At 55.7% G+C, this 25,002-nt stretch carries 28 protein-coding genes and 1 tRNA gene; 22 read left to right on the forward strand and 7 right to left on the reverse strand.

What is annotated here, in order from left to right:
* The first annotated feature begins 3 nt into the window (after positions 1-3).
* From atpG to LHAB_RS05350, 6 genes are all read left to right on the forward strand, one after another.
* Positions 4-888: a F0F1 ATP synthase subunit gamma gene (atpG, locus tag LHAB_RS05325; RefSeq protein WP_090044363.1), complete on the forward strand. Its 885-nt coding sequence runs from the start codon at positions 4-6 to the stop codon at positions 886-888.
* 38 nt (positions 889-926) lie between these two features.
* A complete protein-coding gene (gene atpD, locus LHAB_RS05330; RefSeq protein WP_019426873.1) occupies positions 927-2,330 on the forward strand; it encodes a F0F1 ATP synthase subunit beta in 1,404 nt (467 codons plus the stop codon).
* Between the two features lie 66 nt (positions 2,331-2,396).
* Positions 2,397-2,810: a F0F1 ATP synthase subunit epsilon gene (locus tag LHAB_RS05335; RefSeq protein ID WP_090044366.1), complete on the forward strand. Its 414-nt coding sequence runs from the start codon at positions 2,397-2,399 to the stop codon at positions 2,808-2,810.
* A gap of 118 nt (positions 2,811-2,928) precedes the next feature.
* Positions 2,929-3,378, forward strand: a complete 450-nt coding sequence (locus tag LHAB_RS05340; protein ID WP_090044369.1) for a YybH family protein — start codon at positions 2,929-2,931, stop codon at positions 3,376-3,378.
* Positions 3,379-3,382: 4 nt separating this feature from the next.
* Positions 3,383-4,384, forward strand: coding sequence for a YheT family hydrolase (locus LHAB_RS05345; RefSeq protein ID WP_090044371.1), 1,002 nt, complete (start codon positions 3,383-3,385; stop codon positions 4,382-4,384).
* Between the two features lies 1 nt (position 4,385).
* Positions 4,386-4,943 (forward strand): DUF2946 family protein, encoded by a 558-nt coding sequence (locus tag LHAB_RS05350; RefSeq protein ID WP_090044373.1) that lies wholly within the window; start codon positions 4,386-4,388, stop codon positions 4,941-4,943.
* Positions 4,944-4,987: 44 nt separating this feature from the next.
* Here LHAB_RS05350 and LHAB_RS05355 read toward each other — a convergent pair whose 3' ends face one another.
* Positions 4,988-5,512 (reverse strand): c-type cytochrome, encoded by a 525-nt coding sequence (locus tag LHAB_RS05355; RefSeq protein ID WP_090044376.1) that lies wholly within the window; start codon positions 5,510-5,512, stop codon positions 4,988-4,990.
* Between the two features lie 141 nt (positions 5,513-5,653).
* Between LHAB_RS05355 and LHAB_RS05360 the strand changes: the two genes are divergently transcribed.
* A tRNA-Arg gene (locus LHAB_RS05360) sits at positions 5,654-5,729 on the forward strand.
* Positions 5,730-5,784: 55 nt separating this feature from the next.
* Here LHAB_RS05360 and LHAB_RS05365 read toward each other — a convergent pair.
* Positions 5,785-6,294 (reverse strand): C40 family peptidase, encoded by a 510-nt coding sequence (locus LHAB_RS05365; protein WP_090044379.1) that lies wholly within the window; start codon positions 6,292-6,294, stop codon positions 5,785-5,787.
* A gap of 211 nt (positions 6,295-6,505) precedes the next feature.
* Complete coding sequence (gene pyrE, locus LHAB_RS05370; RefSeq protein ID WP_090044382.1) at positions 6,506-7,210, reverse strand: orotate phosphoribosyltransferase; 705 nt, start codon at positions 7,208-7,210, stop codon at positions 6,506-6,508.
* Between the two features lie 10 nt (positions 7,211-7,220).
* Between pyrE and LHAB_RS05375 the strand changes: the two genes are divergently transcribed.
* Positions 7,221-8,012, forward strand: a complete 792-nt coding sequence (locus tag LHAB_RS05375; protein ID WP_090047704.1) for an exodeoxyribonuclease III — start codon at positions 7,221-7,223, stop codon at positions 8,010-8,012.
* 196 nt (positions 8,013-8,208) lie between these two features.
* Here LHAB_RS05375 and LHAB_RS05380 read toward each other — a convergent pair whose 3' ends face one another.
* On the reverse strand, positions 8,209-8,925 hold the full coding sequence (locus tag LHAB_RS05380) for a class I SAM-dependent methyltransferase (protein WP_090044385.1): 717 nt from the start codon (positions 8,923-8,925) through the stop codon (positions 8,209-8,211).
* A 277-nt stretch (positions 8,926-9,202) separates the two neighbouring features.
* On the opposite strand from LHAB_RS05380, the gene LHAB_RS05385 reads away from it, so the two are divergent.
* From LHAB_RS05385 to LHAB_RS05400, 4 genes are all read left to right on the forward strand, one after another.
* Positions 9,203-9,610 carry a POTRA domain-containing protein gene (locus tag LHAB_RS05385; RefSeq protein WP_194943105.1) on the forward strand — a complete coding sequence of 136 codons (408 nt, stop codon included), beginning with the start codon at positions 9,203-9,205 and terminating at the stop codon, positions 9,608-9,610.
* 112 nt (positions 9,611-9,722) lie between these two features.
* A complete protein-coding gene (locus tag LHAB_RS05390) occupies positions 9,723-10,049 on the forward strand; it encodes a hypothetical protein (protein WP_090044390.1) in 327 nt (108 codons plus the stop codon).
* A gap of 83 nt (positions 10,050-10,132) precedes the next feature.
* On the forward strand, positions 10,133-10,429 hold the full coding sequence (locus LHAB_RS05395; protein WP_194943106.1) for a hypothetical protein: 297 nt from the start codon (positions 10,133-10,135) through the stop codon (positions 10,427-10,429).
* A gap of 201 nt (positions 10,430-10,630) precedes the next feature.
* Positions 10,631-11,833 (forward strand): OmpA family protein, encoded by a 1,203-nt coding sequence (locus LHAB_RS05400; RefSeq protein ID WP_090044395.1) that lies wholly within the window; start codon positions 10,631-10,633, stop codon positions 11,831-11,833.
* 86 nt (positions 11,834-11,919) lie between these two features.
* Here the strand turns inward: LHAB_RS05400 and LHAB_RS14635 are convergent, their stop codons facing one another.
* From LHAB_RS14635 to LHAB_RS05410, 3 genes are all read right to left on the reverse strand, one after another.
* A complete protein-coding gene (locus LHAB_RS14635) occupies positions 11,920-12,066 on the reverse strand; it encodes a lmo0937 family membrane protein (RefSeq protein ID WP_194943107.1) in 147 nt (48 codons plus the stop codon).
* A gap of 9 nt (positions 12,067-12,075) precedes the next feature.
* Positions 12,076-12,309 (reverse strand): glycine zipper 2TM domain-containing protein, encoded by a 234-nt coding sequence (locus LHAB_RS05405; protein WP_090044397.1) that lies wholly within the window; start codon positions 12,307-12,309, stop codon positions 12,076-12,078.
* 163 nt (positions 12,310-12,472) lie between these two features.
* Entirely contained in the window at positions 12,473-13,177 is a 705-nt protein-coding gene (locus LHAB_RS05410) for a GntR family transcriptional regulator (protein ID WP_090047705.1), read from the reverse strand.
* A 160-nt stretch (positions 13,178-13,337) separates the two neighbouring features.
* Here LHAB_RS05410 and LHAB_RS05415 point away from each other — a divergent pair, with 160 nt between their 5' ends.
* From LHAB_RS05415 to LHAB_RS05460, 10 genes are all read left to right on the forward strand, one after another.
* Entirely contained in the window at positions 13,338-14,591 is a 1,254-nt protein-coding gene (locus tag LHAB_RS05415) for an ABC transporter substrate-binding protein (RefSeq protein ID WP_090044400.1), read from the forward strand.
* Between the two features lie 57 nt (positions 14,592-14,648).
* A complete protein-coding gene (locus LHAB_RS05420) occupies positions 14,649-15,536 on the forward strand; it encodes a branched-chain amino acid ABC transporter permease (RefSeq protein WP_090044402.1) in 888 nt (295 codons plus the stop codon).
* A 3-nt stretch (positions 15,537-15,539) separates the two neighbouring features.
* Entirely contained in the window at positions 15,540-18,113 is a 2,574-nt protein-coding gene (locus tag LHAB_RS05425) for a branched-chain amino acid ABC transporter ATP-binding protein/permease (RefSeq protein ID WP_228763354.1), read from the forward strand.
* A 41-nt stretch (positions 18,114-18,154) separates the two neighbouring features.
* A complete protein-coding gene (locus LHAB_RS05430; protein ID WP_090044405.1) occupies positions 18,155-18,937 on the forward strand; it encodes an SDR family oxidoreductase in 783 nt (260 codons plus the stop codon).
* Between the two features lie 9 nt (positions 18,938-18,946).
* Positions 18,947-19,891 (forward strand): 3-hydroxyacyl-CoA dehydrogenase, encoded by a 945-nt coding sequence (locus LHAB_RS05435; RefSeq protein ID WP_090044408.1) that lies wholly within the window; start codon positions 18,947-18,949, stop codon positions 19,889-19,891.
* Positions 19,892-19,905: 14 nt separating this feature from the next.
* Positions 19,906-20,838 carry a 3,5-dioxohexanoate:acetyl-CoA acetone transferase gene (locus LHAB_RS05440; RefSeq protein WP_090044411.1) on the forward strand — a complete coding sequence of 311 codons (933 nt, stop codon included), beginning with the start codon at positions 19,906-19,908 and terminating at the stop codon, positions 20,836-20,838.
* Positions 20,835-21,611, forward strand: a complete 777-nt coding sequence (locus LHAB_RS05445; RefSeq protein ID WP_228763355.1) for an SDR family NAD(P)-dependent oxidoreductase — start codon at positions 20,835-20,837, stop codon at positions 21,609-21,611. The genes LHAB_RS05440 and LHAB_RS05445 overlap by 4 nt, the downstream gene beginning before the upstream one ends.
* Positions 21,612-22,405: 794 nt before the next feature.
* The gene (locus LHAB_RS05450) at positions 22,406-23,413 is read left to right on the forward strand and encodes a D-cysteate sulfo-lyase (RefSeq protein ID WP_090044413.1); all 1,008 of its coding nucleotides are present in this window, start codon (positions 22,406-22,408) and stop codon (positions 23,411-23,413) included.
* 46 nt (positions 23,414-23,459) lie between these two features.
* A complete protein-coding gene (gene dctP, locus LHAB_RS05455; RefSeq protein ID WP_090044416.1) occupies positions 23,460-24,449 on the forward strand; it encodes a TRAP transporter substrate-binding protein DctP in 990 nt (329 codons plus the stop codon).
* The gene (locus LHAB_RS05460) at positions 24,446-24,979 is read left to right on the forward strand and encodes a TRAP transporter small permease (protein ID WP_090044419.1); all 534 of its coding nucleotides are present in this window, start codon (positions 24,446-24,448) and stop codon (positions 24,977-24,979) included. Before dctP ends, LHAB_RS05460 begins: the two co-directional genes overlap by 4 nt.
* The last annotated feature ends 23 nt before the right edge of the window (positions 24,980-25,002 follow it).

Consider the following 25,002-nt stretch of genomic DNA (forward strand, 5'->3'; position numbering starts at 1 on the left):
CTGATGGCATCGGGCAAGGAACTACGCACCAAGATCAAATCGGTGGAAAACACCAAGAAGATCACCAAGGCCATGGAGATGATTTCCGTCTCCAAAATGCGCAAAGCGCAGGAGCGTATGCGCACGGCCCGGCCTTACAGCGAGAAGATTCGCACCATTGCGAGCCATCTCGGTCAGGCCAACCCTGAGTACGTGCACCCCTTCATGAGGCGAAACGACGGCAAGTCGGTGGGCTTCATTGTGGTCACTACGGACAAGGGTTTGTGTGGCGGTTTGAACACCAACCTCTTGCGCGCTGTGACCGTTCAACTGCGTGAAACACAAGCCCAGGGCAAAACCCCTGTGGCCGTGGCCGTCGGTGGCAAGGGTCTCGGTTTTCTGAACCGGGTCAATGCCAAAGTGGTGGCCCATGTGACGCAATTGGGCGATAAGCCGCACCTCGACAAGCTGATTGGCCCCGTCAAAGTGCTGCTCGATGCCTACGCTGCAGGTGAAGTGAGCGCGGTGTACCTGTGCTACAACAAGTTTGTCAGCACCATGGCGCAAGTGCCCACCATCGACATGCTGCTGCCGCTGTCTGCTGCGGACATGAAAGCCGAAACCAAAGAGGCTGGCCATACGCACGCTTGGGATTACATCTATGAACCCGATGCCCAGTCGGTGATTGACGATCTCTTGGTCCGTTATGCAGAAGCCTTGGCCTACCAGGCCGTGGCTGAAAACATGGCCTCCGAGCATGCCGCCCGAATGGTGGCCATGAAGGCTGCGACCGACAACGCCGGCAATGTGATCGGCGAGCTCAAGCTCGTCTACAACAAGACCCGTCAAGCCGCCATCACCAAAGAACTGTCGGAAATCGTCTCTGGCGCAGCCGCGATCAGTGGTTGATTCCCAGTTCTGCAAATTCAAATTATTTGGAGCGAAAAATGCAAGCCCAAGGAAAAATTGTTCAGTGTATTGGCGCTGTGGTCGACGTGGAATTTCCACGCAACCAGATGCCCAAAGTTTATGACGCACTCAAAATGGAAGGCTCTGCGCTGACCCTGGAAGTGCAACAGCAACTCGGCGACGGCATCGTGCGCACCATTGCGCTCGGTTCTTCCGACGGTTTGCGTCGTGGCTTGATGGTGTCCAACACCGGCAAGGCGATCACCGTGCCCGTGGGCAAGGCCACACTGGGCCGCATCATGGACGTGTTGGGTTCGCCCATCGACGAACGCGGTCCAGTGAGCCAGGAACTCACCGCTTCCATTCACCGCAAAGCTCCCGCTTACGACGAACTGAGCCCCTCACAAGAACTGCTGGAAACCGGCATCAAGGTGATTGACTTGGTGTGCCCTTTCGCCAAAGGCGGTAAGGTCGGTCTGTTCGGTGGTGCCGGTGTGGGCAAGACCGTGAACATGATGGAACTCATCAATAACATCGCCAAGGCGCACAGCGGCTTGTCCGTGTTCGCCGGTGTGGGTGAGCGTACCCGTGAGGGCAACGACTTTTATCACGAGATGGCCGACTCCGGCGTCGTGAACCTCGAGAACCTGCCCGAGTCCAAAGTGGCCATGGTGTACGGTCAGATGAACGAGCCACCAGGCAACCGTTTGCGCGTCGCCTTGACCGGTCTGACCATCGCTGAATCCTTCCGTGACGAAGGCAAAGACGTGTTGTTCTTCGTGGACAACATCTACCGCTACACCTTGGCCGGTACCGAAGTGTCCGCCTTGTTGGGCCGTATGCCTTCTGCTGTGGGTTACCAGCCTACGCTGGCCGAAGAAATGGGCCGTCTGCAAGAGCGTATTACCTCTACCAAAGTGGGCTCTATCACATCGATTCAAGCCGTTTACGTGCCAGCGGACGACTTGACCGACCCATCGCCTGCGACCACCTTCGCGCACTTGGACTCCACCGTCGTGTTGTCCCGTGACATCGCTTCGCTCGGTATCTACCCTGCGGTCGATCCATTGGACTCCACCAGCCGCCAGCTGGATCCGCTGGTCGTTGGTCAAGACCACTACGAAACAGCCCGCGCTGTGCAAGGCACCTTGCAGCGTTACCGCGAACTGCGCGACATCATCGCCATCATGGGCATGGACGACTTGGCCCCTGAAGACAAATTGGCCGTGGCCCGTGCCCGCAAGATCCAGCGTTTCCTGTCGCAGCCCTTCCACGTGGCGGAAGTGTTCACTGGCTCGCCCGGCAAATACGTCACCTTGGCCGAAACCATCCGTGGTTTCAAGATGATTGTCGCTGGCGAGTGCGATCACCTGCCAGAGCAAGCCTTCTACATGGTCGGCACCATCGACGAAGCTTTCGAGAAGGCCAAAAAGGCCGCTTAAGGCTGTGCCTCGGGGCGGCATTTGCCCCCCGAAGCCCGCTTTAGAGCACCTTTTTAAGGAGTAAACATGAACACCATCCACGTTGATGTGGTCAGTGCCGAAGAGTCCATCTGGTCGGGTGAAGCCCGGTTCGTGGCCTTGCCCGGTGAGTCTGGTGAGCTGGGCATTTACCCACGCCACACGCCGCTGATCACCCGCATCAAAGCCGGGTCGGTTCGCATCGAGAAGGCTGATGGCGGCGAAGAATTCGTTTTCGTGGCCGGTGGCATTCTGGAAGTGCAGCCCGACTGCGTGACTGTGATGTCGGACACCGCGATTCGCGGCAAAGACCTCGACGAAGAAAAAGCCAATGCCGCCAAGCAATTGGCCGAAGAAGCCCTGCGCAACGCCAAAAGCGAAATCGATTTGGCCGTGGCCCAGTCCGAATTGGCGGTGCTGGCAGCCCAGCTGTCGGCCCTGCGCAAATACCGCAAAAAATAAGACCTGCGCTCAGGCGTGGTGTCTGCTCAAGAGCGGACGTCTTCAAAACCCGGCGCAGCAATGTGGCCGGGTTTTTTGTGCTCCGCCGTACTGTGCACACGTGTAGACTTCACACAACATGAAACGAGCCAAATTGCACGCCGCCATCGTGGGGGGAACACCTGACGATATTGAACAGAGCTTTTATGAAGCCCTGCACAACGCCGACATTGAGCAACTCATGGATTGCTGGGCGGAAGAAGATGACATCGTTTGCGTTCACCCTGGAGGCCCGCGATTGATCGGGCCGGGTGCCATTCGTGCCAATTTTGAGAGCATGTTTGCCAATGGCAGTGTGCAAGCCCATCCGGAAAGAATCCGCAAAATCAGTTCATTGGCCAGTGCTGTGCACCATTTGGTGGAAAGGGTTGAATTGATTACACCGCAAGGCGCCAAGCAGGCGTTTGTGCTGGCAACGAATGTTTTCCACAAGACACCACAAGGCTGGCGCATGGTGGTGCACCATGCCAGTCCGGGGACACCGAACGATATGGCGGATGTAGGCGTGAAGCCCGTGGTGTTGCACTGAACCCATGCAATACAAAGCGCCGGCATGGTTGCCTGGTGGGCACACCCAGACCATTTGGTCAGCACTCTGTTCGCGCAGACGCTGGGGACCCGTGTTGCCCAAAGTCCGCGAGCGCTGGGCCACACCGGATGGCGATTTCATCGATGTCGACCGGCAACAAGCTAGCCGACAGGACAGACCGATGATGGTGTTGTTTCACGGTCTGGAAGGTTCATCCAATAGCCACTACGCGCAGGCTTTTGCCGATTGGGCAGCGGTGCACGATTTCCATTTTGCATTGCCACATTTCCGAGGATGCAGTGGTGAACTCAACCAAGCCCCGCGGGCTTACCATTCGGGCGATCACCAGGAAATTGACTGGGTGCTGGGGCGCCTGCGCCAGAAGCATCAAGCGCAAGGGGGGCAATGCATGGTGGCTGCAGGCGTCTCATTGGGCGGCAATGCGCTCATGCGTTGGGCAGCGGAGCATGGCCAAGAGGCACGTCAAAAGGCGGATGCCATCGCTTCGATTTGCTCGCCCCTTGATCTCGTCCAAAGTGGGCATGCCATGGGCCGGGGATTGAACCGACACATCTACACCCGCATGTTTTTGCGCAGCATGAAACCCAAAGCCATGGCCAAGCTGAAACAGCATCCAGGGTTGTTTGATGCACAAAAACTGATGGCAGCGCGCGATCTTTATGAGTTTGACAATGTGTTCACCGCGCCCCTGCATGGCTTCAGGGATACGGATGAGTACTGGAGCCGAGCTTCAGCCAAGCCTTTGATGAAAAATATCGGTCTTCCTGCATTGGCCTTGAATGCCCGCAATGATCCTTTTGTCCCCGCCAGCAGCCTGCCTCAGCAGATGGACGTGTCAAAAACGGTCACACTCTGGCAACCGGAGCACGGGGGTCACGTGGGGTTTGCACAAGGCAATTGGCCCAGCCATGTTCGTGGCTTGCCTGATGCCGTTGGGGGCTGGCTGATGTCGGCGTCCGGGCATCCGATCACGCAGGGGATGTGACATGGATGACATCGTTCGACAAGCCATGGCCAAATGGCCGAATGTGCCCGATTGTTTCGGCTGGTTGGGCCTTGACAGTCGCGGGCGATGGCTCATGCGGGATGACCAGGTTCAGCGTTTGGGTGCCTTCCAAAGTGGGGTGGAAGGTGCCAAGGGCTCGGTGCTGCGGCATGACAAACTCATTGATTTCATTCAACGCAATTACGAGGCCGATGATCAAGGGCGATGGTATTTCCAAAATGGACCGCAAAGGGTATATGTCGAACTGGAAATGGCGCCTTATGTCTGGCGCTTGAGTGAGATTTTTGAGCCGACCGCACACACAGGGCAAACAACACGTGTCTTGTCATGCCTGGTCGATGAACTGGGTCATGTCTATTTGGACACGCCATTGGGCCTGGGCCTGGTGCACACTTCGGATGTGGTCTTGGTCGCCGATGCCATCGACCAGCGCCACTGGGTGCCAGAAGAATGCTTGTCCCGCAACTTGGCCGACCGCTTTGGTTTCGTGATCAGCCCGCAGAAAGCGCAAAGCCAAGCCAAGACAGACCCACCATAAAAAAACCGACCAAGCTGGTCGGTTCTTTGCGAGGTTTTGAGCGCTTACTTTTTGTCGGCTTCAGCAGCAGGTGCCTTGGGTTCTTCAAACTTGCCACCGGCACTGTTGGCCAGATAAACCACAGCACGGGCAATTTCGATGTCATTGAAATCACCACCACCTTGAGCACCCATGGCACCTTTGCCTTTGAGGGCAGAAGTGACCAAGGTGTCGAGACCTTGTTTGATGCGCACACCCCAAGCGCCAGCATCGGCAAACTTGGGTGCACCAGCAGCCCCTGCTGCATGGCAAGCAGCACATTGCGCCTTGTAAACCTCTTCGCCAGCTTTCAAGGGGCGATTGGCATCGCGAACTTCAACACTGCCCACCTTCTGGATGCGTTGAGCCACAGATTTCTCGGAGTCACTGGCGCCCGGCGCAGTCTTGTTGGCAGAAGTGACGTAAAACACCAGGCCGATGATGATGAACACCGGAATGATGAAAGAAGCAAGGCTGAGCAAAAGCATTTGCTTGGGTGTTTTCACCGGGCCGGTGTGTGCTTCGTGCTGATCGTGGCTGTTGTCGCTCATGAAATCCTCTTGTAGGGCTTGGCCGATGGGCCTTGGGATTGACCGGAATCAACCCAACATTATAGCCGCCCACCCTTCGCAGAGCTTGCATGAACAAGGAAGAAAGACAAGCCGTGAGATAATGCTCATCGTGATCATTGTGCGGCTGTAGCTCAGTGGATAGAGTATTGGCCTCCGAAGCCAAGGGTCGTGGGTTCGATCCCCGCCAGCCGCACCAAAATCAAGTTCGCCACCCTTTGCGGTGGCGTTTTTGTGTCACCAGAACCGTCCGCTCAGCGACTGGTGCTGTCTGGCGTTGTCGGTTCCTGGACTCGGCGCGCACCCGTGAATCGCTTGGTCCAATAGGCCGCTCGCAAGTCGTCTACGCGGACCGCTTTGCCAGCGCTGGGTGCATGGATGAACTTGCCATCGCCAATGTAGATGCCAACATGGCTGAACGTGCGTCGCATGGTGTTGAAAAACACCAAATCACCGGGGTTGAGCTCACTGCGGTCGATTTTCTCAGTGGCCACGGCCTGCTCTTCAGCACGACGCGGCAGCAAACGACCGATGGAAGTTTCGTAAAGGTGACGAACAAACCCACTGCAGTCAAAACCGGATTCAGCAGAATGGCCGCCCCTTTTGTAAGGCACACCCAGTAAGGTCATGGCCTGGCCCAGCATCAAATTGGTTTTTTCGCCAACACTCGTTTTGACTTGATCCCCCAGCTGAATCAAGTTGAGTGTCTCCATTGCACGCTTGTTCCCAGTTCCCTGATCGTCGTCAGGCGCTGCAATGAGCATTGAAGAGGCCAACAACAAACACGTTGCAAGGGCCAAAGGCTTGAATTTCACGTTAGGAACACATCATGGGTAGCCGCACATAATAACCCTTTATGCCGCATTCGGGCACATTCGGGCCCATTCGGGATTGCTCCGGTTCACGTCTCTGCAGCAGCCCAGTCAACCGTTGGCGGGGCCATGTGGATGGGTTTGCGCCATCGGAGGGCAGGTGTCACACACCGTATCGGTCGCGGTAAGCCTGTACCTTGGGCAGGTGTTGGCCCAATTCATGGCCTTTTTGCGCCGACAGGTAGGCCAGCAGGTCGGACAGTTGAGCGATGCAGCACACGTCCATGGCCAGCGTGCCCCGCACGTACTGCACGGCGCTGTGGGGCACGTCTTTGATTGAGCCGTCGGCCTGCTTTTCGGTGGCCATTTCCTGGCGGTCCAGCGCAATCGCAATGGCGTGAGGCGTGGCGCCGGTGGCCTTGATGAGTTCGATGGATTCGCGAGCAGCGGTGCCCGCGCTCATCACGTCGTCCACGATCAGCACGCGCCCTTTGAGTGGCGCGCCCACCAGCGAGCCGCCTTCTCCATGGTCCTTGGCTTCCTTGCGGTTGTAGGCAAAGGGCACGTTCTTGCCCAAGCGGGCCAGCTCGACGGCCACCGCTGCGCCTAGGGGGATGCCCTTGTAGGCTGGGCCAAAAATCATGTCGAACTCGATGCCGCTGGCCAGCAAGGCTTTTGCATAAAATTGCGCCAGTCGGCTGAGTTTGGCGCCATCGTCAAACAGGCCGGCGTTGAAAAAGTAAGGGCTCATGCGCCCGGCTTTGGTCTTGAATTCGCCAAAGCGCAGTACGCCCGAGTCGACCGCAAATTGCACAAATTCCTGAGCGAGCGCCTGCATCTCGGCGCTGCTTGCCTGTCCTGTCACCATGGGGAAGTCCTTGTTCAAACTCACCAGCCTCAACCTCAACGGCATCCGTTCAGCAACGACCAAGGGGGTCGCAGCATGGCTGGCTCAAGAGAAACCCGATTGTATTTGCGTGCAAGAGGTCAAAGCGCAGGCGTCCGATGTGGCGGGCAAGTTTGAAGAGCTGGCGGGTTTGAAGGGGCATTTTCACTTTGCCGAAAAGAAAGGCTATTCGGGCGTGGGTGTTTACTCCCGCCACGAACCCAGTGCCGTGGTGGTGGGATTTGACGGTGGTGAGTTCGATGCCGAAGGGCGCTATGTCGAAACGCGCTTCGACACACCCCAGCGCAAGTTGTCCATCATCAGCGTGTACTTTCCCAGCGGCTCCTCCGGCCCCGAGCGGCAGGAGGCCAAATTTCGATTCTTGAGCAAGATGTACCCGCACCTGATGGCGCTCAAGGCCGAGCGCGATTTCATCGTGTGCAGTGACGTGAACATCGCCCATCAACAGGCCGACCTCAAGAACTGGAAAGGCAACCTCAAGAACAGCGGCTTTTTGCCTGAAGAGCGTGCCTGGATGACGCAGCTGACCACCGAAGGCGGCGTGGTGGATGTGTACCGTCGCCTGCAACCCGAGACCACCGGTGCTTGCTACACCTGGTGGAGCAACCGTGGGCAGGCCTATGCCAAAAATGTGGGTTGGCGCCTGGACTACCACCTGGCCACGCCTGCCGTGGCCGAAAAAGCCCGGGCCGAACACATTTACAAAGGTGAAAAGTTTTCGGACCACGCGCCGATCACCATTTCCTATGAGGGTTTGCTTTGAGGCCCTGACAACCTGAAGCGGTTTCAATGGTTGTTTGGACCCTTGAGCCGAGTCAGGACGAAAAGCACCGGTGCTGCAGGGTCTGCAAGCCCCGAGCGTTCAATAGCGAGAGAGCATGGGTGCGACCCCGAAGGGAACGGGCGCCGCATCCACAGCGGGCATGCCAAAGCGCTGGCATGACGGGCGCGACAAGGCTTCAGCCCCGTGTGTAGGTGAGCATGCGGCCTTTGTAGGCGGCGACGCCATCCTGAGCGACACGGTCTATCCGTTGTTCATGCAGGGCAAAGCCAAGGCGTGCCATGTGTTTGTGAAAGGGGGCACGGTTTCCCCGGTTGGGATCGATCACCCAGATTTCTGAGCGGCTTGCAGCATGGTGATGGATGAAGTTGGCCAGTGTCCCTTCATCGTCACGTTCATACAGAATATCGCTGCCTACAATCAAATCAAAGATCCCGCTGACCTCGGCATCCTGCGCCAAGGTCAGGTTGGGCAAGCCGTCTTCGCGCAGGGCCGCGGTACCCCATAAACCATGACGGTAAGCCATGCGAGGCAAACCGTTCAAACGGGTGTTTTCGTCCAGAAAAGCATGGGTCAAGGGATGGCAGTCACTGGCCGTGATGTTGGCGCCGCGCCTGTGGGCGACCAAACTGGACAGACCCAGGCCACAGCCAATTTCGAGTATCCGCTCAGTGGTCACAGGCCTTTGCGCCATGCGCTCGGCCATGCACTGCCCAGAAGGCCACAGCAAACCAAACAGAGGCCAGGTGGCTGAAGAAATCCCCAGATTGAGGGCCTCGTCCAAAGGGTCATGGAACTGGTTTTTATCGAGCAGCGAACGGATCCACAAATCGTCGACACCGAGGACAGCAATGCTTTCCTGTTTGGTCAGGTAGCCAAGTGAGGTGGTTTGCAAAAGAACAATCGTTGCAGCGCGAGTGCACAAGATGGAAAAGGCGCTGGGTGATGCCACTGTACACCGCGTCTTGTGTGGACGTGCTGGGCTTAATTCGCCAGGAGTGTGCAACAGCGCACCGACATGACAGGTACTTCGATGGAACATGAACTCGGATTTGCCGATCAATGGTTTCAACCGAAAGCGCACATGAAGAAAAAAAATTTGGCTTCCTTGTTTTTTCGTGCTGGTGGCACAAGGCGCAACAGCCCAATCGGTGCCGAGTGCAGGTGGACAAATGCAGCAGATACCGGTGGTGCCCGAGATGCCCGTCATCACTCCCCCTGTGAAGTTGGCACCGCAGGTCACCCAGTCAGCAGCACCTCAAGCTGGGGCTGTCTTTGTGGTGAAGCAACTGAATGTGACGGGGGCCACGGCTTATTCCGCATCGGAGTTGCAACGCGTGGCGGGCTTTGAATCTGGCCGTGAAATCAGTTTGCCCGCGCTGTATGAAATGGCCGAAAAAATCACCCAACACTACCGGCAAGACGGCTATCCATTTCAAAGAACCGATGCAGGTAGAAAACTAAAAAATTTCGGCACCGGTCGCACCATGATCAAACAAACACAGTGTACCGACTTGATCCAGGACAGGAAATCGTCCAATTTCTGGGCGCATGTTCATGCCATGGATGAAGCTGAGTAATTTAAAAAATCTGCTTGCTTTTTTTGTTCATCGGTGTGCCACACCACAGACGCCTGCATGCCTGCGCTTTTAAAGTGGGCCTCTCCATTGGTTCCATTCATTAAAGGCTTTTATGTCAGATCAAAAAACAGCACACGAAAAAATTTCGGCATTGGGCGCCAATATTTCCAGCAACGTGAATGAGGCCTTGCAAGTTGCTCAGCCTGCCATGAACCGCATGAGTCACCGAGCCAAAGACGAACTGCACAACTTGGAGGAATCAGGCAAAGACGCTTATGCAGACGCCAAGCACAAACTTGAGAAAGAAGCCCACCATGTGCGCGTCACCACGGAGCACCTCATTCAGCACTCGCCTTTCAACGCGGTCCTGATCGCGGCAGGCACAGGTGCTGTCGCTGCGTTGGCGGTTTCCTGGTTCATGCGATCACGCCAGCATTGATGTCCACGCTGCTGAAACTGCTGTTGCTGCCGCCTCAATTACTCCAGTCGCATGCGCAAGCGTATGCAGACCTGGCCAGTGAGTTGACGGCCCGCTACCTGTGCACACTCAAAAACAGATGGGTGATGTATGGGCTCAGCGCGCTGGCGATGTTGCTGGCGCTGATTTTCGGCGGCGTTGCTTTGATGCTGTGGTCTGCGTTGCCTCTGCAAAACGCCACACACGCCTGGCTCTTGGTGGCATTGCCAGTCAGCAGCCTGGTCGTCAGTTTGCTTTGCTGGTGGAGGGCACGCAGCCTCCACTTGCAACCGATCCTGAGGGAAATCCAGACACAAATTCAGTTGGATCTTCAGGCCTTACAGCCAGCACATGCAGCATGAGCACCGGTTTGACGCCTGTCCAGCGCTTGGCTGTTTCGAGGGCCATGCTTGCAGACGCATTGCGCGATCCTGCATGGCTGATTTTGATGCGACGCTTGCTCAGTGAAAACCCCCAGAGGAAAGCCACACCCCCTGCTGGCCCCACTTGATTTGCGCTCTTTTTTGATACAGGCATCTCGCCATTTTTTTGGAGTAACAGACATGAAACGATTTGACATCAAACCCCATTCGGCGATGCTGGCTTTGGCCCTTGCGGCCAGTCCGGCGTTGTACGCACAAGAGGGCGCCACCAACACAGGCCTTTACATGGGCATCAGTGCAGGTGAATCCACGGCGAAAATTGACAATGCACGCATCCCACAAAGTCTGCTTGGCACCGGTTTCACCACCGATGCATTGACCATCGACCAAAAGGGCACGGGCTACAAAGCCTTTCTGGGTTTTCCCATGAGCCCCAATTGGGCTGTTGAGACCGGTTATTTTGATTTGGGGCGTTTTGGTTTTGATGCCAGCACCACGCCTGCTGGTACTTTGGCTGGCTCTTTGCGGATCAAGGGCTTGAACCTGGATCTGGTGGGCACATTGCCGATCACCGACCGTTGGTCTTTGCTCGGTCGCGTGGGTGCAGCCTACGCACAAACCAAGGGCACATTCAGTGGCACAGGCGCTGCGGCCGTCACCCCGACTGCAACCAGCAAGCGCGAGACCAACTACAAGTATGGTTTGGGCACCCAGTACGCATTCACGCCGGCACTGACTTTGCGTCTCGAAGGTGAGCGCTATCGGGTCAATGATTCGGTGGGGCAGCGTGCCAACGTCGACCTGGTTTCTTTGGGACTGGTGTACCGCTTTGGTGGCGCAGCGCCTGCAAGCAAGTCGGCTTATGCCCCTTATGTGGCGCCCGCAGCCGAGCCGGTTTACACGCCGCCGCCAGTGGTTGCCCAAGCGCCTGTGGTGACCCCAGCGCCAGCGGTGGTGCCAGTTGTGCCACCTCAACCGGCACCCAAGCCTTGGGTCAAAGTCAAGCTGGAGGCCGATTCTTTGTTTGGCTTTGATCAGGACAACTTGCAAGCCGATGGCAAACAAGCCTTGGACAAATTGCTCCTGGAGCTCAAGGATGTGAATGACGAGGCCATTCAGGTCACGGGGCACACAGACCGATTGGGGTCCAAAGCCTACAACGACAAGTTGTCCATGCGCCGTGCAGAGGCTGTTCGCAACTACTTGGTCCAAGTGGGCGGCATGCCCGCCGCCAAAGTGACCGCCATTGGCGTGGGTTCAACACAGCCTGAAACCCAGTCCAGCGATTGCAAAGGCATGAAGGCAAGCCAGGCCTTGATCACCTGCTTGCGAGTAGACCGCCGCGTTGATGTGGAAGTGACCGGGTCACAACAACAGCGCTGAGTTCTGCTGAGCAAAAAGCCTGCACCCCCAAAAGGTGCAGGCTTTTTTCATGCCCAGTGAGCGGGGCTTGCGCCGCCGTGTTGGCTTTAAAGACGGCGACCTTGAATCACGCGCACCAGGACCACCACGATGGCGATGACCAGCAAAACATGGATCAACCCTCCCATGGTGTAAGAAGACACCAAGCCCACCAGCCACAACAAGACCAAGATGATGGCAATGGTTTCAAGCATGGCCGTGCCTCACTTGGCGGGTTTGTTGACTTCGTGCCCGATCACCCCACCCACTGCGGCGCCACCCAAGGTGCCGGTGGTGCTGCCGCCGGTCAGTATCGAGCCACCAATGGCACCGACCCCCGCGCCAATGGCGGTGTTCTTTTCTTGCTGCGTCATGCCAGAACAGGCGGACAAAATCAGGGAGGCCACAGCGAACAAGGCCGTGCCTGAGATTCGAATCAGTGGGTGAGAAGTGTGCATGGCGGGACTCCTTGTCTGCGAAGACAGATCACTGGCCCATCCTCCCGCCACCATGGCGCGAGCACAGCCAGAGGTCCCAAGATAGGGGAAGCGGTGACACAGGTCTGTCTGCTGCACCACAATGGCGACCGGTTAGGGTTGTCGCCTTGTGCGTTCGATCCAATCACGATGCGCCGTCAGCAGAGACAAGGACACCCACAGAAATGATGAAGTCCGCGGCACTTTGAATGTCTGACTCCAGGGCACGGCGAGCCTTGTCAGCATCGCGCCTGAGAATCGAGTCGACCATGCTGGCGTGGTGGGTCAAGGCCGTGCGCTGACCGACGCGCACCGGACCTGATCGCATGTCGTAATTCAGGATCGGTCCAATGCGCAACCACAATGCTTCGATCAATTGCATCATGACCGGCATTTGAGCGCCACGGTAAATGGCGAAATGCAGTTCCTTGTTCAGATGAATCAGCTGCGCACCATCGGGCACCTCATTGTTCATCTCCCGGATAAAGCTGTCATGCCACATGACGATCTGCTGAGTGGCCTCTTTGCTCAAGCATTGAGCCGCTGTCGCTGCGGCAAGTCCCTCGAGATTCTTGCGTATGCTGGTGATCTCCCTGAATTGACTCACAGTCATCAAAGGCACGCGCAGGGTTCTATTGGGCAACAACTCCAGCGCCTGCTCCGCTGTCAAGCGCTGAACAGCTTCACGCACGGGCATGACACTCACACCCAAGGCCTCCGCCATGCTGCGCAATGAAATTTGCTCGCCCGGCATCATGCGTCCGCTGATCAACAACTCTTTGAATTGTCCGTAGACATCTGCGCTCAAGGTTTGGCGCTTCAACGGGGTAAGAAGTTGGGTGGCTGACATGTTTTCAAGATCCATTGGGCGAGCTTAGCGCGTAAACACAGGGACACGGACAAAGGGTTATCACCGATGTTTGATCTGTGATCACAGATTATTGTGGTGCCAGGAGCCAAATTTTGTGGCTTCGATCACAACGTCCAATGGACCTACAAGGAGACAGCCCATGACTGAAAAGAAGCTTTCACCCGATCAACAAAAGCGGCGACTGGTGGTGAGTGCCGCGGCAACGGCAGCCGTCGGACTGTCGGCGCCCGCATTTGTTCGAGCGCAGCCCAGCGCCTTCAAAATCGGACACTTGACCCCCCGAACTGGATTTTTGGGACCCATGGGCGAATACGCTGTGATGGGCGCCACGCTGGCCATGGAAGAAGTCAACTCAGCAGGCGGTGTGCTTGGCCGTCCGTTTGATGTTATGTTTGAGGACAGCGTCAATCCGCAAACAGCATCGACCAAAGCCCAGCGCATGGTCGAGCGCGACAAAGTGGACTTTTTGGTGGGCGAAATCAGCTCAGCCTCTGGCCTGGCCATCTCTCAAGTGGCCACACGTGCACAAAAGATGTTTTTGCAAACAGGCTGCAACTCAGACGAACTGCGAGGCAAAAGCTGCAGCCGTTTCATGTTCCACCTGGAAGCCAACAACAGCATGTATGTGAAAACCGTTGGACGCGAAATGCTGCGCCAAAACATGGTGAAGGGCAAACGCTGGATGGCATTCACCGCAGACTATGCATTCGGTCACGACTTGTTTGAAAAGACCAAACGCTTCATGGACGAAAACGGTGCCATTTTCATCTCGAACGACATGGTGCCCACTGATGCGACCGAGTTCAGCTCATTGATTCTGAAAGTGCGCCAGCAACGACCCGACTTGGTGATGAGCAACCTGGCCGGTAACTCCACCACCAACTTCATGAAGCAATACAAGGAATTCAATCTGCCGATTCCTTTGGCGGGTGCAGACCTGAATGCTGTCAGTATTTGGGGCGCCGGAGAAGGCAGCTTCCAAGGTACATGGCCCATCATTTGGACACACCAAGTCAATGCACCGTCTGCCAAAGCATTCACCGAACGCTTCACCAAGCGCTTTGGACGCCCACCAGACAATCAGGCCGTCGCCGACTACTTGGCCATCAAGATATTGGCCAGAGCGATGCAGGAAACCAAATCGGCTGACACTCAAAAACTGATTGCTTACCTCGAAAGTGGCGTCAAATTTGATGTGTTGCGCGCACGTGAGGGCTATTTCCGTCCGTGGGACCACCAACTGATGTTTGAGATGTACACCGTCAAACCCGTGGCGGGCAAAGCGGCGAACAAGTGGGACGTCATGGAAACCAGCGCGCCAGTACCCGGTGCCAATGAAAGTCTGGAAGTTCTGGCGCCAACACGCCAGGAAAACGCCTGCAACTTCACTTGATGGGCCACATGCCAGGCATCCATCAGGGATGCCTGGCAATCTTTTATCCGAGGGGAGATGGCTTTGGCCAATGAAATTGTGTTTTTGCTGGAGCAAGTGCTCAATGGCTTGCTGATGGGCGTTTACTACCTGCTGATTGCATTGGGCTTGTCCATCATTTTCAGCCTAGGCGGCGTGGTCAATCTTGCACATGGTGCCTTGTTTGCCATCGGCGCCTATTTCATGGTTCAAATCACCCAGATCGCCGGGTATGGCGTCGCCTTTGTGGCCGCACCGCTGCTGGTGGCGGTCTTGGGGATGGTCTTGGAGCGTTTGTTCCTGCGCCATTTTTACAAGGCAGATCCGGCGCTCAGCTTGCTGTTCACTTTTGGATTGGCCATGGTGATTGAGCAAGCCTTGCGGATCGTCTACGGGGCGTCTCCCTTGCAATTCAATATTCCCGAATTTGCACGAGGCCAGATGATGGCGGGCGATTTCATGTACCCCTATTACCGACTGGGCATGCTGGGTATCGCCAGTGTGGCCTTGCTATTGACTTGGCTCCTGCTGAACAAAACACCCTTTGGAAAAGTGGTGAAGGCGGGTGTCTCTGATCCCGATATGGTCCGAGCGCTGGGCATCTCACTGGCGCCGATATTGACCGCCGTCTGCGGCCTGGGTATTGGCTTGGCCGGATTGGCTGGCGTGCTGCTGGCGCCCATCAGCGGTGTCCATCCGGCGATGGGGCACGAAATCATGACGGCAGCTTTTGTTGTGGTTGTGATTGGTGGTCTGGGCAGCTTCTGGGGCGTTGTCGCGGCCGCACTTTTGGTGGGCGTGATCCGTGGCCTGACCACCTACTTTTATCCCGCCGCCTCGGAAGCCTCGCTTTACGTGTTGATGCTGGCAGTTTTACTCTTGCGCCCACGGGGACTGATGGGTGAACGCATGGACAGGTTGGAGTAAATCATGAGCACACAGACACACTCCTCTTTTTCTTCGAGCGCAAGTTCTGGCACGGGTACAGCCGCCAATCATGAAAGGCGTGTCTTTTTAGGCATGCTGGCGGGCTTGGTGCTGCTTCCATGGGCCCTCATGGCCGGTGGCTTGACGATGACCTCTGTCGTGGATTGCGTGTTGCTGGCCATGGTGGGCTTGGGCCTGAACCTGTTGCTGGGTCATACGGGTTTGGTTTCATTTGGCCATGGTGCATGGTTCGGTCTTGGCGCTTATGCCGTGGCCCTGTTCCAAAAGCACTTCTTTCCTGAATCTGTGGTCCTTCCCTTGGTGCTGGCCATAGGCTTGGTGATGGGCAGCGCCGCAGTGCTGGGGGCCGTGATTTTGAGGCGCAAGGGCGTTTATTTTTCCTTGCTGACGCTGGCCTTGAGCGCATTGACCTTCACGGTCGCCTACCGCTGGACCGCATTGACGGGGGGAGAAAATGGTTTGGGGGGCATTGAGCGCCAAGCGATCATGGGCCTCAAGTTGGATGACCCTTGGGTTTTCTACGGATTTGTGGCGGTGCTGGCCTTGCTTGTCGGTGCATTCATGCTCCGGTTGATGCACTCACCGTTTGGAAAAGTGTTGGTGGCGATTCGAGAAAATGAACAGCGCACACGGTTCATTGGATACCCCATTCAGCGCTACAAACTGGTCGCGTTTGTCATTTCTGCAACGGTGACAGGACTGGCCGGTGGCCTGTTTGTTTTGAACCACCGAATCGCATCGGCCGAAATGCTGTCGGTACAGTTCTCAGGCGAACTGTTGGCGATGGTGCTCATCGGTGGCATGCGCAGTTTTGCAGGCCCCATCATTGGTGCCATATTCTTCTTGTTGTTCCGTGAATATCTGTCGCAGTTCACAGAAAACTGGCTGCTCTACTTTGGGCTGGTTTTTGTTGGATTTGTTTTGCTCTCACCGTCTGGATTGGTGGGCATTGGTCAGCGCCTGATGCGGTGGATTCGCCCACCATTGATCACCGCGGCGGCCATGTCAGCCAGAAAAGTCCCCAGCGTTGCCCGACCCATTCCCTCGTTTTTGCCGACGAACTGCCAAGAAACATTGGTGGCCCAAGGCGTGTCCAAACATTTTGGCGGGGTACGGGCCGTCCATGAGGTCTCCTTGAGCATCAAGCCGCTGGGTTTGCATGCCCTGATTGGACCCAACGGAGCGGGCAAAACCTCATTGTTCAATTTGATCTCGGGTCTGTACAGCCTGGACACCGGATCGATCCGATTGGGCGACAAAGTGTTGGGCAAGGAAGACCCATGCGCCACGTGTCAAGCCGGGCTGAGCCGATCGTTCCAAATCACCAACCTGTTCAAAGGCTTGAGCGTTCATGAAAATTTGCGCTTGTCGGTCATGGCCAGAGATGGCGGTCGCTTTGCCATGTTGCGGCGCGCAGACACCCTGCTGACCACGGAGCAACAGACCTCAGAGTTGATTGAGTTTTTAGGCGTGGATGGCATGCAGTTGGCCGTGGCCGAGGATCTTTCGTATGGCGGTCAGCGCCTGGTGGATATGGGCCTGGCGCTGGGCTCAGCGCCATCCATGTTGCTCTTGGATGAGCCTTTGGCAGGTCTATCCGCCAATGAGCGTGAGCGAATTGGCTTGCTGATCCGCCACCTGGCCAATCACATCGCTGTCTTGCTGGTCGAGCACGATGTGGACAGGGTGTTTGAGCTGTCAGACCGCATCACCGTGATGAGCATGGGTGAGGTGCTGGTCGAAGGCACGTCTGAACAAATCCAAGCGGACCACCGCGTCAGGGAAATCTACATCGGATCGGGCACAGAAGCCTTGGCCCGAAAAGTGGTGCCTACTCGCATCGGCGAAAAAACCGCGATCCAAGTCAATGGGCTTGAGGCTTTTTACGGTAAAAGCCACATCCTTTCAGGCATTGGTTTTGAAGCCAAAGAAGGTGAGGTACTGGCGATCTTGGGGCGCAACGGTGCAGGAAAGTCCACCTTGCTCAAAAGCCTCATTGGCATGGCCAGGCTGGGTGCAGGTGAGGTGCACATTGATCAGCAATCCATTTCCACACCCGTGCCCGAAGTCATGGCCAGACTGGGCATTGCCTTTGTCCCGCAAGGTCGCCGACTTTTCCCCGGTTTGACGGTGCGCGATAACTTGATGTTGGGTCGACTCAAAAGATCCAATCACGGGAAAAACAACTGGACCGACGAGCGGATTTTTGATGTCTTTCCTCGCCTGAAAGAACGCTACGACGTCAATGTCGAATCCCTGTCAGGTGGTGAACAACAAATGGTGGCCATTGCGCGAGCGCTGTCTGGCTATGTCAAGGTTTTGCTGCTGGACGAGCCCTTTGAGGGCCTGTCACCCGCGATGACCGAAGAGGTTTTCAATGCGATATTGAAACTCAAAGGGGAAGTCACCATGCTGATCGTCGATCACAACTTGGATTTGACACTCGCCCTGTCGGATCGCGCGCTTGTGCTGGATCGTGGGCGCATCTCTCATCTGGGACCTGCGCTGCCACTGCTCAAAGACTTGGACTACCGGCGTGAAAAGCTGTGGATCTGATGCTTGCTGTTTAAACCATCACTTTTAAAACCCCAAAACCCATGCAAATTGAAACTACTCCCACCCCTCTCAAAGTCTTGATCACCGCGGGAGCCAGCGGCATCGGCTTGGTGACTGCACAAGAATTTTTGAAGATCGGCGCGAAGGTCTATATCTGTGATGTCAGTGAGTCAGCTTTGCAAAAGGCCTTGCAAGACAACCCTGGCTTGAGTGGCTGTCTGGCAGACGTGTCGATCGAAGCGCAAGTCATCCATTTGATCGAACGCGCCCAAAAAGCACTCCATGGTTTGGACGTGCTGGTCAACAACGCAGGGATTGCGGGACCTACAGCGCGCATTGAAGAAATGGATCTGAACGATCTGGAGATGACACTCAAAGTCAATGTGGTCGGTCAGTTTTTATGCGCCAAGCATGCCGTTCCACACCTGCGGCGCTCGACGCAAGCCTCCATCATCAACATGTCTTCTGCAGCGGGGCATTTGGGCATGCCTGGCCGATCGGCTTATTCCGCATCCAAATGGGCTGTCATCGGATTGACCAAATCACTGGCCATTGAATTGGGCAAGGAAGGCATTCGCTGCAATGCTGTTTTGCCCGGGGCGGTGGATGGTCCGCGCATTCGCGCAGTGATCGCTGCCAAAGCCCAGATCATGAACAAGCCGCTGGCCGATGTCACAAGCGATTACGAAAACCAGTCCGCATTGGGCAGGATGGTGTCACCCCAAGATGTGGCGAACACGGTGGTCTTTGCTGCAAGCCAGGCGGCACGCAGCATCAACGGCCAAGCCCTCGCCGTGGATGGCCACACGCAAGCACTGAGCTGAAAGATCAACATGTCAAAAAAATTCACTGTTGCCGTGGTCGGTTCTGGGCTGATTGGCCAGGCTTGGGCCCTGGTTTTTGCAAGGGCCGGTTGTGAAGTCCGAATGTGGGACGGCAATCCCAGTGCCTTAAAACCGGCCAGAGAAATGGTCGCAACCTTGGCCCAAGAGCTTCAGCAATGTGGTCTTGTCGAGGATGCCGAAGTTCTGATGTCGCACGTCCAGGTGTGCGAGGTGCTCGCTGATGCGCTGGCCAACGTGGACTACGTGCAAGAAAGTGTTCCAGAAGTTTTGGCCGTCAAGCAAGCCCTTTACGCCCAGTTGGACACGCTGACCCCAGAGCAGGCCGTGATTGGCAGCTCCACCTCCAGCATTCCGGCTTCAGCATTCACTGAAAATCTGAAGCACCGCCAGCGCTGCCTGGTGGCGCACCCCGTTAACCCGCCCTATTTGGTGCCTGTTGTTGAAATTTGTGGGGCCCCTTGGACCTCGCAGGAGGCGGTTCAGTCTTGCATCGATTTGATGCATCGGGTCAAACAAAAGCCGGTACACGTGCGCCGCGAACTGGAGGGTTTCATCCTCAATCGTTTGCAGGGCGCTTTGCTGCGAGAGGCCTTCAGACTCGTCGAGCAAGGGTATGTGGATGTGGATGGACTTGACGTCACGATCCGTGAAGGCTTGGGTCTTCGATGGTCTTTCATGGGGCCCTTTGAAACCATCGATTTGAATGCGCCGGGTGGCTTGGCCGATTACTGCCATCGCTACGGCGACATGTACCAGTCGATTGCCCAAGAGCAGGTATCGACGGCGCCATGGTCTGAGCAATTGATTGAGGAGATCCATTCCGCACGCCGAACCATGCTCCCCACAGAATCTTTAGGAGATCGGCGCAACTGGCGAGATCGCCGGCTCATGGCGCTTGCATTGCACAAAAAAATGCTCGAATCTCAACCGTAAATCAGGAGTCAAACATGAGCAAAAGTCGTAAGGTCATCATCACTTGCGCCCCAACTGGCGCCATCCACACACCCAGCATGTCTCCACACCTTCCGGTGACCGCGGATGAAATTGCAAAAGCAGCGATTGACGCAGCGCAGGCTGGCGCGGCCATTCTTCACCTTCACGCGCGCGATCCGGTCGACGGCAAACCCTCGCAAGACCCCGAGCTGTTCGTCCCCTTTTTGGAAAAGATCAAAGCCAGTACAGACGCCGTCATCAACATCACCACGGGAGGCAGTCCACACATGACGGTAGAAGACCGCATGCGCCCCGTGATGCGTTTTCAGCCCGAAGTGGCTTCGCTCAATATGGGCTCCATGAACTTTGGCCTTTTTCCGATGCTCGAGCGTTACAAAAACCTCCAGCACGACTGGGAGCGCCAGCACTTGGAAAACAGCCGTGATCTGGTTTTCAAGAACACCTACAAAGACATCGAAACGATCCTGCGAAGGGGTACGGACAACGGCACACGCTTTGAATTTGAATGCTATGACATCAGCCACCTGTACAACTTGTCCCACTTCATGGACAGAGGCTTGGTCAAAGGGCCACTTTTTGTTCAATCTGTTTTTGGAATTCTGGGCGGTATTGGTGCCCATCCTGAAGATTTGATGCACATGCGTCGCACGGCCGACCGACTGTTTGGAGATCAGTACCAATGGTCCATCCTGGGGGCTGGTAAAAATCAAATTCCCCTTGCCAGCATGGGCGCGGCCATGGGCTCCCATGTTCGTGTCGGACTGGAGGACTCTTTGTGGATGGGCCCCGGTCAACTGGCCCAATCCAGTGCGGAGCAAGTGCGCCGCATTCGCACGGTGCTTGAGGCGTTGAATCTCGAGATTGCGACGCCGGCAGAAGCCAGACAACTGTTGAACTTAAAAGGCGGCCAACAGGTGGCATTTTGAAAATTGAGCAGCGACCGCTGTTCGGTCTGAAGGGCCGCTTGGCGTTGGTGACGGGTTCCACCCGAGGCATTGGCTTGGCCGCAGCCCAAACATTGGCCAGGCAAGGGGCGACCGTGGTCATCAATGGCCGAGATCCCTTATCGGTACAGCGCACCGTTGACAGTGGAAAGAATGAGGGCCTCGATTTCAAAGCCATGGCTTTTGATGTGGGAGACCCTGTCGCTGGCGTGCAAGCGCTGGATCGCATTGAGCAAGAGTGGGGTCCCCTGGACATCTTGTTTGCGAATGCAGGCATTCAACATCGCGCTGCGCTGCTGGGGTTTGACTTGGCCGACTTTCAGCGCGTGGTCGCATTCAATCTCACGGCGCAGTGGGCCTTGGCCCAACACGCTGCCCGGTCCATGGTGTCCCGAAAAAAGGGGCGAATCCTGTTTACGGGATCCATCACGGCTGTTTTGGGGCGAGAAAATGTCAGTGCTTACACCGCCGCCAAAGGCGCTCTGCATGCCTTGGTGCGTCAATGGTCCGCAGAACTTGCGCCTGCAGGTGTGACGGTCAACGCCATTGCACCGGGTTATATACAGACCGAGTTGACCGAGGCCCTGTGGACCGATCCTTCATTCAATGCATGGTTGGAAAAGCGAACCCCTGCCGGTCGATGGGGGCAAGCGCAAGACTTGGCGGCAGCGGTCACTTTTTTGGCCTCAGACGAAGCCAGTTTCATTACCGGACAAACGCTTGTGGTCGATGGGGGCTTGTCATCGACCATGTGAGCAGTTTCATCTTGGTGCGTAAGGCCTGTGACGGGGTCTTCAGTGCCATTGCATTCTGGCGGATGGTCGTGTTCTGGGGGCGTTGTGGCACCCGTTCACCCACAAGAAGTGCAGCGTTCAATACATTTCTTGCACCAAGCTGTGATGCCACCAGGGTCGAACAAAAAAGTGACGAACCCATCGCAACAGCGCGACCCTTCATTTCTGCGCTGTGTGCCCATCGTGCTTAGCCATTCATTCAACAAACACGGCAAGAGATAGACAAGACGTAAAGTGGCGGCGGTGTGATGATCGTGAACAAGTTCTTGGCACAAGAAAGTCTGCCAGTTTCGCTGCGTATGAGCGTTGTTGATGCCGGAGAAGTCAAGCTGGAGATTCGGCCAGAAAAATCAAATGCCAAAACCCTGGCAATGTCGTCGGTATGCGAAAAGTTGAGTGCAACTTAATTTGCCATCTGGTCTGCCCCGAATTTTGGGCAACTTCGAAAATCAACTTCCATGTAGCTCCTCAACAGACATGAGATATCAAGCACATTGGGAAACAACGTTGTTTGAATCAACCCAGCCAGGCATTTATCTTTAGCGTGGCGACCAAAAAAGCAATCCTTGGTAGGTGGTTTTGAACGCTGTGCAGCACGCATTTTCGAAGCGAACAGGCAGTTCTCATCCGTAACCGTGTCAAAACGACTATGGCCCAACTATGCATAAAACGAAAAATACGCCTCATAAATTCGATTAGACAAATGAGCAGGGCTGTCTATAAGATGAATTCATCCTTATCAGGAGGCAAATCTCGTGGATGTATCTCGCTTTCCCCGCATCAGCCTTGGCCATTTCCCGACCCCCCTCGAGCCGATGGCCAACCTCACGTCACTTTTGGGCGGCCCTCGTCTGTGGATCAAGCGTGACGATTGCACCGGTCTTGCGTCAGGCGGGAACAAAACGCGCAAGCTCGAATACCTCATGGCTGAGGCCGTTGCAGCGCGTGCGGATATCGTGATTACCCAAGGGGCCACTCAATCAAACCATGCCCGGCAGACTGCTGCCGCTGCCGCCAAACTGGGCATGAAATGCCTCATATTGCTGGAAGACCGAACAGGCAGCACCGATCCAGATTACACAGACAACGGCAATGTGTTGCTCAATCGTCTGCATGGTGCCACCGTAGAGCGACGTGCCGGCGGCACCAATATGCAACAAGAGATGGAAGCGGCCGCTGCACGTTTGCAGAGCGATGGCATGCGTCCTTATGTGATTCCCGGAGGGGGGTCCAATCCCGTAGGTGCTCTGGGGTATGTGAATGCGGCATTGGAGTTGATCGAGCAGGCTGCTGCGCGTGGCTTGAAAATTGATTATTTGGTGCACGCCACGGGCAGCGCCGGGACGCAAGCTGGACTGGCGGCGGGTCTGTATGCAGCAAACAGTGACATCCGGTTGCTTGGAATCGGTACACGGGCCCCAAAGGAAAAGCAGGAAACCATGGTGTTCGACCTGGCCTGCAGAACACTCGACTACATGGGCATGCGAGCGGGTTTGGGTCGTGACTCCGTGGTGGCCAATTGCGACTACGTGGGGCCCGGTTATGGCTTGCCGACCCCCGGCATGGTAGAGGCGGTTGAGATTCTGGCCCGCAGCGAAGGGTTGCTCCTCGATCCAGTCTATTCAGGCAAGGGCATGGCAGGCCTCATCGATTTGATTCGAAAAGGTCATTTCAAGGCCACGGATAACGTCGTCTTTCTTCACACGGGCGGCTCAGTCGGTTTGTTTGGATACCCGGCAGCGTTCGGGTACAAACCATCCTAATTTTTTTGCTGCAGGACGTTTTATTTCACCCATCACAGGAGCATTTATGACGAAATTTTCGAAAATTACATTGGCTTTACTCGGTGGACTGCTCAGTGTGGCACCACCAGTCATGGCCCAAACAACCTTGCGGCTTTCCACCTATGTCAACGAAATAGATCCTCGCCATGAAGGATTCAAGAAGTTTGCAGATCTGGCTGCGGCAAAAACTTCTGGGCGAGTGAAGATACAAATTTTTCCCTCATCGACGCTTCATGGTTGGAGCGAGGGTATTGATGCGATGCAAGGGGGTGTCTCAGACATCAGTTGGGTTCCCGCCGATCAAAGGTTGCCTTGCTACCGTGTGACTTCCCTGTACCCCATGGTCGTTGACATGAGTAAGCAAATCGAGCTTGATGCCGCCTACTCCGCACTCATGAAAGACGAAGCTGCTAAGGCAGGCCTGGTCCCACTGATCAATTCCAATTACTCGTACGATCAAGAGTGGTGGTTCAAAAAGCCCGGTACTGATTTGTCCAAGATGAACGGCATGTTGGTGCGCTCGATTGGACCCCTGGTCTCGATGATGATCGAAACATGGGGTGGAAAACCAGTGTTCATCGCTCCCAAAGAGGTCTTTCAATCAGCTGAGCGCGGCGTTGTGGACGGCATCAATATGGGCGTCGCCACCTACAGCGCCAATAAGCTTTGGGGGGTCATGCCACATATGGTGAAAGCCAATTTGTTCTACGGCAACATCAATTACATGATCAACAAGCGTAAATTTGAAGGCTTGAGTCCAGCCGATCAAACGGCCTTGATGGCCGCCGCTCGTGAATCTGAAGCGTGGCTCAAACCCGTCTATGAAAAGTCTGTTGATACGGATATTGCCAATGCCGTCAAGCAAGGAGGCACGGTTACAAATGTGCCGCCGGCTCAACGCAAGGCCATGGCCGATTTGATTTCTGCCAAATGGAAACCCGAAGTGGACAAGGCCTGTGGCTTAGACCAAGCCAACAAAGTACGCGCTTTGTTCACGCAGTACTCTGCTAAATGATGATGCTGGCTGCATTACTGCAAAAAGTGGAGCGACTTGCCGTTTGGCTTGCAGGCATTGGCGCGATGATCATCATCGTGCAGATGCTTTGGATTTCATATGGCGTATTCATGCGCTATGTCATATCTAAGCCAGACGGCATGGTGACTGAGGCAACAGCGCTGCTCTTGTTTCCTGCGGCTTTTTTGGGACTTGCATTTGCATTGAAAGAGGACGCATATCCCAAGGTGTCTTTTTTACTTGACGCATTGCAACCCCGAGGTCGGCGTTGGCTTGAAGCACTGAACTTTGTGTTGATGATCATCGTTGGCGGTTTTTTTGCCATCGCAGCAGTCAAGGCGACGATGGGCTCTTTTGAATCGGGTGCCGCATCTGAAATTCTCCTTTGGCCGCGCTACCTTTTTTGGGGGCCAGGTGCTTTAGCGCTTACCGTCTTCACAATCCACGCCGGTCTCAAACTCGCAGTGCTTGTCGCGGCAAGCTCGGACGACATGAACGACCCAACAGCCTCGCACGGCAAGCCAAGTTAGGAGTGATGATGGAGTGGTACCAA

The organism is Limnohabitans sp. 2KL-27, assembly GCF_001269345.1.
In the GTDB taxonomy this organism is placed as follows: Bacteria; Pseudomonadota; Gammaproteobacteria; order Burkholderiales; family Burkholderiaceae_C; genus Limnohabitans_A.

Excerpts from the sequence above, each read along its gene's own strand:
- atpG (WP_090044363.1), top strand. The coding sequence starts at position 4 with ATGGCATCGGGCAAGGAACTACGCACCAAGATCAAATCGGTGGAAAAC.
- atpD (WP_019426873.1), top strand. The coding sequence starts at position 927 with ATGCAAGCCCAAGGAAAAATTGTTCAGTGTATTGGCGCTGTGGTCGAC.
- LHAB_RS05335 (WP_090044366.1), top strand. The coding sequence starts at position 2,397 with ATGAACACCATCCACGTTGATGTGGTCAGTGCCGAAGAGTCCATCTGG.
- LHAB_RS05340 (WP_090044369.1), top strand. The coding sequence starts at position 2,929 with ATGAAACGAGCCAAATTGCACGCCGCCATCGTGGGGGGAACACCTGAC.
- LHAB_RS05345 (WP_090044371.1), top strand. The coding sequence starts at position 3,383 with ATGCAATACAAAGCGCCGGCATGGTTGCCTGGTGGGCACACCCAGACC.
- LHAB_RS05350 (WP_090044373.1), top strand. The coding sequence starts at position 4,386 with ATGGATGACATCGTTCGACAAGCCATGGCCAAATGGCCGAATGTGCCC.
- LHAB_RS05355 (WP_090044376.1), bottom strand. The coding sequence starts at position 5,512 with ATGAGCGACAACAGCCACGATCAGCACGAAGCACACACCGGCCCGGTG.
- LHAB_RS05365 (WP_090044379.1), bottom strand. The coding sequence starts at position 6,294 with ATGCTCATTGCAGCGCCTGACGACGATCAGGGAACTGGGAACAAGCGT.
- pyrE (WP_090044382.1), bottom strand. The coding sequence starts at position 7,210 with ATGGTGACAGGACAGGCAAGCAGCGCCGAGATGCAGGCGCTCGCTCAG.
- LHAB_RS05385 (WP_194943105.1), top strand. The coding sequence starts at position 9,203 with ATGCAGCAGATACCGGTGGTGCCCGAGATGCCCGTCATCACTCCCCCT.
- LHAB_RS05390 (WP_090044390.1), top strand. The coding sequence starts at position 9,723 with ATGTCAGATCAAAAAACAGCACACGAAAAAATTTCGGCATTGGGCGCC.
- LHAB_RS05400 (WP_090044395.1), top strand. The coding sequence starts at position 10,631 with ATGAAACGATTTGACATCAAACCCCATTCGGCGATGCTGGCTTTGGCC.
- LHAB_RS14635 (WP_194943107.1), bottom strand. The coding sequence starts at position 12,066 with ATGCTTGAAACCATTGCCATCATCTTGGTCTTGTTGTGGCTGGTGGGC.
- LHAB_RS05405 (WP_090044397.1), bottom strand. The coding sequence starts at position 12,309 with ATGCACACTTCTCACCCACTGATTCGAATCTCAGGCACGGCCTTGTTC.
- LHAB_RS05410 (WP_090047705.1), bottom strand. The coding sequence starts at position 13,177 with ATGTCAGCCACCCAACTTCTTACCCCGTTGAAGCGCCAAACCTTGAGC.
- LHAB_RS05415 (WP_090044400.1), top strand. The coding sequence starts at position 13,338 with ATGACTGAAAAGAAGCTTTCACCCGATCAACAAAAGCGGCGACTGGTG.
- LHAB_RS05420 (WP_090044402.1), top strand. The coding sequence starts at position 14,649 with ATGGCTTTGGCCAATGAAATTGTGTTTTTGCTGGAGCAAGTGCTCAAT.
- LHAB_RS05425 (WP_228763354.1), top strand. The coding sequence starts at position 15,540 with ATGAGCACACAGACACACTCCTCTTTTTCTTCGAGCGCAAGTTCTGGC.
- LHAB_RS05430 (WP_090044405.1), top strand. The coding sequence starts at position 18,155 with ATGCAAATTGAAACTACTCCCACCCCTCTCAAAGTCTTGATCACCGCG.
- LHAB_RS05435 (WP_090044408.1), top strand. The coding sequence starts at position 18,947 with ATGTCAAAAAAATTCACTGTTGCCGTGGTCGGTTCTGGGCTGATTGGC.
- LHAB_RS05440 (WP_090044411.1), top strand. The coding sequence starts at position 19,906 with ATGAGCAAAAGTCGTAAGGTCATCATCACTTGCGCCCCAACTGGCGCC.
- dctP (WP_090044416.1), top strand. The coding sequence starts at position 23,460 with ATGACGAAATTTTCGAAAATTACATTGGCTTTACTCGGTGGACTGCTC.
- LHAB_RS05460 (WP_090044419.1), top strand. The coding sequence starts at position 24,446 with ATGATGATGCTGGCTGCATTACTGCAAAAAGTGGAGCGACTTGCCGTT.